The sequence below is a fragment of the Mesorhizobium silamurunense genome (assembly GCF_014843825.1).
In the GTDB taxonomy this organism is placed as follows: domain Bacteria; phylum Pseudomonadota; class Alphaproteobacteria; order Rhizobiales; family Rhizobiaceae; genus Mesorhizobium; species Mesorhizobium silamurunense.
In genome coordinates this window covers 1-6,113 of record NZ_JHQR01000314.1, presented here as the reverse complement: position 1 = coordinate 6,113, position 6,113 = coordinate 1, and the positions used below count along the sequence as shown (strand labels likewise).

Annotated in this window: 8 protein-coding genes and 1 pseudogene; 2 read left to right on the top strand and 7 right to left on the bottom strand. The window is 63.3% G+C overall.

The features are described 5' to 3' along the window. A partial coding sequence (locus tag DH10_RS30870; RefSeq protein WP_192385689.1) for a GntR family transcriptional regulator occupies positions 1 to 256 on the bottom strand: 256 nt, incomplete at its 3' end. A gap of 102 nt (positions 257 to 358) precedes the next feature. On the opposite strand from DH10_RS30870, the gene DH10_RS30865 reads away from it, so the two are divergent. Next, the gene (locus DH10_RS30865) at positions 359 to 1,252 is read left to right on the top strand and encodes a DMT family transporter (RefSeq protein ID WP_192244812.1); all 894 of its coding nucleotides are present in this window, start codon (positions 359 to 361) and stop codon (positions 1,250 to 1,252) included. 15 nt (positions 1,253 to 1,267) lie between these two features. On the opposite strand, the gene DH10_RS30860 is transcribed toward DH10_RS30865, so the two are convergent. From DH10_RS30860 to DH10_RS30850, 3 genes are read right to left on the bottom strand one after another with little or no spacing between them, the layout of a single operon-like run. Then, positions 1,268 to 2,308 carry a zinc-dependent alcohol dehydrogenase family protein gene (locus tag DH10_RS30860; protein ID WP_192244814.1) on the bottom strand — a complete coding sequence of 347 codons (1,041 nt, stop codon included), beginning with the start codon at positions 2,306 to 2,308 and terminating at the stop codon, positions 1,268 to 1,270. Positions 2,309 to 2,320: 12 nt separating this feature from the next. Then, entirely contained in the window at positions 2,321 to 2,971 is a 651-nt protein-coding gene (gene maiA / locus DH10_RS30855) for a maleylacetoacetate isomerase (RefSeq protein WP_192244816.1), read from the bottom strand. Between the two features lie 3 nt (positions 2,972 to 2,974). After that, a complete protein-coding gene (locus tag DH10_RS30850) occupies positions 2,975 to 3,673 on the bottom strand; it encodes a fumarylacetoacetate hydrolase family protein (protein ID WP_192244818.1) in 699 nt (232 codons plus the stop codon). A 226-nt stretch (positions 3,674 to 3,899) separates the two neighbouring features. On the opposite strand from DH10_RS30850, the gene DH10_RS30845 reads away from it, so the two are divergent. Next, positions 3,900 to 4,583 carry a response regulator gene (locus DH10_RS30845; RefSeq protein ID WP_192244820.1) on the top strand — a complete coding sequence of 228 codons (684 nt, stop codon included), beginning with the start codon at positions 3,900 to 3,902 and terminating at the stop codon, positions 4,581 to 4,583. A gap of 137 nt (positions 4,584 to 4,720) precedes the next feature. Here the strand turns inward: DH10_RS30845 and DH10_RS30840 are convergent, their stop codons facing one another. The 3 genes and pseudogenes from DH10_RS30840 to DH10_RS30830 all read right to left on the bottom strand — a co-directional run. Then, positions 4,721 to 5,032, bottom strand: coding sequence for a hypothetical protein (locus DH10_RS30840; protein WP_192244822.1), 312 nt, complete (start codon positions 5,030 to 5,032; stop codon positions 4,721 to 4,723). Between the two features lie 30 nt (positions 5,033 to 5,062). Next, positions 5,063 to 5,557: a hypothetical protein gene (locus DH10_RS30835; protein ID WP_192244823.1), complete on the bottom strand. Its 495-nt coding sequence runs from the start codon at positions 5,555 to 5,557 to the stop codon at positions 5,063 to 5,065. Positions 5,558 to 5,913: 356 nt separating this feature from the next. After that, a pseudogene (locus DH10_RS30830) lies at positions 5,914 to 6,113 on the bottom strand (hybrid sensor histidine kinase/response regulator); the annotation flags it as partial.

Here is a 6,113-nt window from a genome sequence, read left to right as displayed (position 1 = left end):
CGGCCAGCGACAGCGGCGCGAGCGGGCCGGCGGCATAGAAGCCGGAACCGGGCCGCGAACGGATTATGCCCTCGGCCGCGAGCCGCTCGTAGGCCTCGACCACGGTGGACTTTGACACCTGCATCGCGCCGGCGAAGGCGCGGATCGACGGCAGGCGCGCGCCCGGCGTCAGGATGCGCGCGGCGATCCGCTGCCGGATTGCCGCCATGATCGTTTCGACGAGTGTTCCGCCGGCATTCGGGTCGGGCGTGTCCATCTGTACTTCTCTACAGACCATTACAGTTTTGCGGAATTGTACCCCATTGTCTCTGGCTATGCCATGCGCCGCACCGGTACGAAAGCGCAAACGGAGCAGATGATGGACAAGAGTTTCAACGGCTGGCTGAACGGCTTCATAGGCGTACTGATCTTCAGCGGCTCGCTGCCGGCGACGCGCGTGGCAGTGGTGGATTTCGACCCGACCTTCCTGACCTCGGCCCGTGCGGCGATTGCCGGCCTGCTCGGCATTGCGATGCTGTTGTTGTTCCGCGAGAAGCGCCCGGAGCGAGGCGATCTGGTTTCGCTGGTGGTCGTTGCGCTGGGCGTCGTGGTCGGCTTTCCCTTGCTGACGGCGCTGGCGCTCAAGCACGTCACGGCGGCGCATTCCATCATCTTCGTCGGCCTGCTGCCGCTGGCAACCGCAATCTTCGGCGTGCTGCGAGGCGGCGACCGTCCTCGCCCGGCCTTCTGGCTGTTTTCATGCCTGGGCAGCGCGCTCGTTGCGGGTTTTGCTCTGACGCAAGGCGTGACTGCCTCACCGGTCGGCGATGGCTTGATGCTCGCCGCCATCATCGCCTGCGGGCTGGGCTATGCCGAGGGCGCCGCACTGTCGCGTAGGCTTGGCGGCTGGCAGGTGATCTGTTGGGCGCTGGCGCTGTCGCTGCCGGTCATGCTGGCGCTGACCTTCGTCACGCTGCCGCCGTCCTTCGCCGGCGTCGGCTCCGGCGCATGGATGGGGCTGGCCTATGTCTCGCTGTTCAGCATGCTGATCGGCTTCGTGTTTTGGTATCGCGGCCTGGCACAAGGCGGCATCGCCGCCGTCGGGCAGTTGCAGCTTCTCCAGCCCTTCTTCGGCCTGGCGCTGGCGGCGACACTGCTCCATGAGCAGGTCAGCCCGCTGATGGTGGTCGTCACGCTCGGCGTGGTGATGTGCGTGTTCGGGGCGAAGAAGTTTGCAAAGCCCGGTCCGACACTGCGCGCAGCCGAGCAATGACAGCGTTGTTCCTTACTAAAACTTCGTCACCACGCCGATGCCGATGCCCTCGAAACCGCCCATCGCCATCAGCGCGGCGGGCGCCTCCTCAAGGCTGATCTTCTTGCCGACCAACAGCTCGGGCTTCAGCTTGCCAGTGCGGATCATCTCCATCATCGCGGAATAGCGGTAGGCCTGCATGCCGTGGCTGCCGAGGATTTCGAGCTCGAAGGCGATCACCTTGTCCATCGGCACCTGCGGGCGGGCATGCTCGCCCAGCATCAGCCCGACCTGAACATGGCGGCCGCGCCGGCGCAGATTGGCGATCGAGTTGAACGAGGTGGTCGGGTGGCCGAGCGCATCCATCGACATATGCGCGCCGCCATTGGTGATCTGCTTGACCGCCTTGACCACGTTGGGCGTCGTCGCGGCGTTGATCGTCGCCACCGCGCCGATCTTTTTCGCGAACTCCAACTTCTCATCTGTCAAATCGATGGCAATGACATTGGCGCCCATGGCGCTGGCGATCATGATCGCCGAGAGCCCAACGCCGCCGCAGCCATGCACCGCCACCCATTCGCCGGGCGTCACCCGGCCCTGGTCGACGATGGCGCGGAACGAGGTGACGAAACGGCAGCCGAGGCTGGCGGCGGTGGCGAATTCCATCTCGTCCGGCAGGCGCACGAGATTGGTATCGGCATGTTCGATGCCGACATATTCGGCGAACGAGCCCCAGCCGGTGAAACCCGGCTGCGTCTGGTGCTCGCAAACCTGGTGATTGCCGGAGTTGCATTCGAAGCAGCGGCCGCAGCCGACCGCGAACGGCACCGTGACGCGGTCACCCGCCTTCCAGCGGCTCACCTGCTTGCCGGCGGCGACGACGACGCCCGCCAGTTCATGGCCTGGCACATGCGGCAAGGTGATGCCGTCATCATGGCCCATCCAGCCATGCCAGTCGCTGCGGCACAGCCCCGTCGCCTCGACCTTGATGACGACGCCGTCGGCCGCGGGCTTCGGGTCGGGAACGGTCTGGATGGTCGGCGCCTCGCCGAATTTTTCGAAGACGACAGCTTTCATGGGAGGTCCTTGTTATTCGGCATCGATCTGGTTCTGGGGAGCCGCTTTCTGGAACGCCGGCAGCGCCATGCAGGCGGCGTGGATGCGCGAGATCACCGGGTAGGGCGCCATGTCGACACCGAAACGGGCGTTGTTGGTGACCTGAGCGGCAAGGCAGATGTCGGCCAGTCCGGGCTGGCCGCCATGGCAGAAGGTGCCGGTCTCAGGCGACGAGGACAGAATCTTTTCAAGCGGCTGGAACCCTTCGTTCACCCAGTGCCGGAACCAGTTGACGACATGCTCGTCGCCGGCGCCGAACAAAGTGCGCAGCGAGGTGAGCACGCGCAGATTGTTCACCGGATGGATGTCGCAGGCGATCATCTGCGCCAGCATCCTGACGCGGGCACGGCCCAGCGCATCCTTCGGCAGCAGCGGCGGCTCGGGCGCGATCTCGTCGAGATATTCGATGATCGCCAGCGATTGCGTCAAAAGCGTGCCGTCGTCGAGCACCAGCGCCGGCACCAGGCCTTGCGGGTTGACCGCGAGATAGGCGGGCTCGAGATGCTCGCCATGGCGCAGATGATGCGGCACGTAGGTATAGCTCAGCCCCTTCATCTCCAGCGCGATCCGCACCCGATAAGAGGTGGAGGAGCGATAGTAGTTGTGGAGGACGAGGTCGCTCATCGCTTACGATCTCGGCTGTCTGATCGTGATTTCAATGGTGCCGACAACATCGACGCCGCCGGTGATTCTGTCGCCGGCCTGAACCGCGCCGACGCCGGCCGGCGTGCCGGTGAAGATCAGGTCGCCTGGCTGAAGCTCAACGGCCTCGCTGCAGATCGCAACGACATCGGCAACCGGCCAGATCAGCTCGGCAAGGTCGCCATCCTGTCTGACTTCGCCATTGACCGCGAGCCAGATACGGCCTTTTTCGGGATGACCTGACTTCGCGACCGGGAGCAGCGGGCCGCAAGGCGCGGACTGGTCGAACGCCTTTGACCAGTCCCACGGGCGGGCTGCTTTCTTGGCCTGGTCCTGCAGGTCGCGGCGCGTCAAGTCGATGCCGACGCCGTAGCCCCAGACATGGGCGAGCGCCTTTTCGCGGGGGATGCGGAAGCCGGCCTTGCCGATCGCCACGATCAGCTCGATTTCGTGGTGGAGATTTGAGGTCAAAGGCGGGTAGGGGATCTCGGCGCCGCTGTCGACCACGGCGTCGGCCGGCTTGGTGAAGAAGAAGGGCGGGTCGCGCTCGTCATTGCCGAGCTCGCGAGCGTGTGCCGCGTAATTGCGGCCGACGCAGAAGATGCGGCGCACGGCAAACCGCTCCGCCGAGCCGGCGACGGCAACCGAAGCGATCGCTGGCGGCGGAAGGACGAAGTCTGTCATGGGCTTTCTCTGCGTTGGCATGAATCTGCCCGCACATTCGGCCGATTTCGCCAGCCGGGCAAGGCATTAGGTCCCGCGAAACCATTGACCCTGTCGTTTTGCCGACAAGGCGACTTTCGACGATGTACTATTTGGCAATAATCTGGCCATGGTCACCGGACTATCCTGTGCCCTGAAAAAACCGAACCGATGTCCGAACCTATAAACCGATGTCCGAACCGATAAAATGACCGTCATCAGCGATCGCGCCCGCTTCCTGATCATCGACGACCACCCGCTGTTTCGCGAGGCGCTGCATAGCGCGGTGCAGATGGCCTACCCGGATGTCGACACGGTCGAGGCGCGCTCGATCGCGGAGGCGATCGATCTCCTCGCCGACGCAAAGCCGTTCGATCTCGCGCTGCTCGATCTGAGCATGCCTGACGTGCATGGCTTCGAGGGACTGCTGCAGCTCAGGACCCGTTATCCGCGCCTGCCGGTGGTGATCGTGTCGGGTTACGAGGAGCCGAAGATCATTTCCGAGGCGCTGTCTTACGGCGCCGCCGGCTTCATCCCGAAGTCGGCGAGGAAAAGCGATCTCGCCGCCGCCATCCGCTCGGTGATGGACGGCGCGGTCTACGTGCCGGAAAACTACGAAGGCCAGCCGCCGGACCCCGACAGCACCGACCGCGCCGACATGGTGCAGCGGCTGGCCAGGCTGACGCCGCAGCAGCTGAGGGTTTTGCAGATGCTGCGCCAGGGCATGCTCAACAAGCAGATCGCTTACGAGCTGCAGGTCGGCGAGACCACGGTGAAGGCGCATGTCTCGGAGATCCTGCGCAAGCTCAACGTCTACAGCCGCACGCAAGCGGTGATCGAGGTGTCGAAGCTGGACAATGCGGAGCTGTTTCGCGATCAGGCGGGGTTTTGAGGGCAGCCCTCGGTTACTCATGGCACCACGTCGGCGCGCATCAGCGTCACCCTCCTTATCCGATCTGCATGAGGCTGATCTTCGATGTGTATTGAATGATCCACCTCGTCAAATCGGTCCCAAGGGCCGTACTCGCCCTAAATGGGGTCAGTCCGTGCGGCGCCGCTTTTTGAAGGCACGCCAAAACGGCTCAGCACGTCGTTGCGACTGGATGAAAAGGGAATGTCCCAGAGACCTCGATCCAGATTGTCAGCCTCTATGAATATGCAGTCTATTTTGTCGTGGACATCGGAGGTGATTGAAAAATTATTGGGCGCAGATACGTAGTTAATGCGGATTTCGGGCGGGTCATCATCGACTGTCTTTTTGAATTTCCACGACTCAAACGGCGGTGACGTCAAAAGCGCCGACGCCGGCTTTCCCAGGTAGCTAAGAATATCGTTGGTCATTCCTGTAACATACTCCCATCGTTCGATCCGTTATCTGCGAAAATCCAGTCGTCCGGCCGGCCAGCGGCCGTCGATCCGCTCGTCGTTCACGATCAAACCGATCCAGGGCCGCGTGACTGAGGGATCGCTCAGATTGATGTATTTTCCCACCATCCTGCTGCCTTCGCGCCGCGCTTCGATGAGGCCGTGGCGGGCGGCGTTGTCCCAATTGAAATGCAGATAGACCCGCTCGCCGACGGTTCTCACTTCGGCTTGCCCCTGTTTCCATTTGTCCTTCGCATCGCCGGCGATCGTGGGGTCGGCACCGCCATTCCAGCGGCTGGCCCAGTTGCCTTCGATTGAATCGTTCTGACCACCGGTTGCGCTCCAGGCCTTGGCATTCTCGTCATCGGCGGATCCGGACAGTGTTGCGCCGGCGGCAAAGTCCATCACCTCCTGATCTCCAGGGTTCGGGACGTCCATGACGTCAAACGGGTTGCGTACGCCTGGCTGGATTGCTTCGCTTTTCTGATGTTCCGGGCTCATGGCAAATCCTTCCCGCCTGCGATATGCAGGCCAAGAGGTCAGGTTCGCAGATCGGGTCGAACCCCGCCACCCGTTTCCGGCATTGCGCTATCAAGCCAGCGGATGCGCGCCACGCTCAGCGGCCTGCATATCAAATGCGTTGAGAGGACATCTTAAAAGTGCACTGTCACCTTAATTCGAGTGTCGAAGCTGGAGAATGCTGAGTTCGGGATCAGGCGGGGTTTTGAGGCTTTCTTACCCTCCCCCTTGTGGGGAGCGTCGATCCGCGAAGCGGAGCGGGGTGGGGGTGCCTTGGCTATGTCCACCCCACCCCGGCGCTGCGCGCCGACCCTCCCCATCGAGGGGAGGGTGTGGAGCTAAGCCAGCAGATGCGCCAGCAGCGCGCGCAGCTGCGCCGGCTTCAGCGGCTTGCGCATGAGCTCGATGCCGGCGGCGCGGGCGGCTTTGGCGACGAGCTCGGAGCCGTCTGCCGTGACGATCAGCGCCGGCACCGGGCGGCCGAGATAGTCCCGCACTTCTGTTATTGTTGTGGTGCCGAGATCGCCGCCGTCGAGAT